This window comes from Flexivirga lutea (assembly GCF_054778955.1).
This window is the reverse complement of the sequence record NZ_BAAGZB010000009.1, coordinates 1-1,438: the sequence shown is the minus strand read 5'-3', so window position 1 is coordinate 1,438 and position 1,438 is coordinate 1. Positions and strand designations below refer to the sequence as shown.

The window sequence follows — 1,438 nt, the reverse complement described above, 5'->3', positions numbered from 1 at the left end:
TCTGCGGATCCGTCTGCGGATCCGGCCGCGGATCCGGCCGCGGGCTGGTGTCGTGGATCAGTCGTAGGTCGGCCAGGTCGGTGAACACGTTGGGGACCACGTCGTGTTCGCGGCACAACGCCAACCGGATCCCGACCTGTTGCTCGGCCGCGCTCACCACCGGCGGCGCCTGGTCATCGGGACGATGATGGTCGAAAGGCGTCGTCCGCAGACGTCGGGTCAGCGTCTGCCAGCTGATCGACCCGTCCCGGTGCTGTCGACTCCGCCAGAACCGGCCCGTCTTGGCATTGTGGTGCCCACGATGCATTACGTGCACATTGTCCGGATGCGTCGCACCCTCACCGGGTTCACCCGCTGCGGGCTCGTAGTCGCTGTCGTGATCCAGATCGGACTCCGCGGCTGGTACACCGCAATCTCCCGGCGCCCGGCAGGTGTGGTCCCTCGCCCGGACCAGCCGGGCCATCCCGGCAGGGACGCGGTAGGTACGCGTGGCGTCGATCACTGCACCGGTGACCGGGTCGGTCACCAACCGCGCCCACATCGAGCCAGCCCGGACCGCCACCTGGCGCACCTGCTCGGCCGGCACGAATCCCAGCCCGGGCACTTCACCAACCCCGCACGCGGCACCCTCGGGCAGGATGCTGGCCAGCGGCACCACGACGTGCAACCGTCCCACCGGGGGCCTGCCCGAGCAACTCATCACCGGGCACCCTCCCGCGCAGCAACAGATCCAGCCCGATGTCGGAGCGCAACTGCGCCAACGTGCGCTCGTCCCCGGCCGCCCGCGCTGCCCGCGCCAGGTCCGCCACCCGCTGCTGCGCGGCGAACACCCGCACCGCCTCGCCGTTGGCCTGGAATGTCGCGGTGCCATCCCGTCCTGGGAAGGTGCACGCGTCGCGACTCTGCACCGCGTCCCGGTGCCGACGCCGTGCATCGGCCGCCGCGGACTCGACCAACGCCAGCTGACGACGCACCCGCGCCCGGAAACCACTGTGCGACACCGGCACCGGCAACAAGCCGTCACCATCGGCCGTCGTCCGCTCCGGTGCTGCCAGCAACCGGTCGATCACCTCACCGGCCAGCACCGGATCCAGATGCGCCGTCTCGACATACGCCACCCGGGCCCGTTCCCACGAACACCCACCCGCACGCATCAACCCGTGCGCACCACCGACCCGCTGCTCCATCGCCGTGGCGAACCGCACCCGCTCCCGCGCCGCGGTCAACGTCGAACCGGTCAGCAACTGCACCTCGTGCACCACCGCCCGACACGCACTCTTGCGATGCACCGCAACCTTCTCGGCATACCGCGAATCATCCACCGGCACACCATGATCAGCGGCCAGGTCCTCCACCAACGCCGACGTCGCATCCAGCAACACCGCATCAGCGAAACCCTTCACCGCCTCCGCCGCTTGGATCACGTCTCCCAGCCGCT

1 protein-coding gene and 1 pseudogene are annotated in these 1,438 nt (G+C 70.0%); both read right to left on the bottom strand.

Features of this window, described 5'->3' with window-relative positions; all coding sequences use genetic code 11:
• A partial coding sequence (locus ACYVBN_RS18345; protein WP_460601767.1) for a hypothetical protein occupies nucleotides 1–658 on the bottom strand: 658 nt, incomplete at its 3' end.
• A pseudogene (locus ACYVBN_RS18340) lies at nucleotides 606–1,438 on the bottom strand (hypothetical protein); the annotation flags it as partial. The pseudogene ACYVBN_RS18340 and the gene ACYVBN_RS18345, both read right to left, overlap by 53 nt.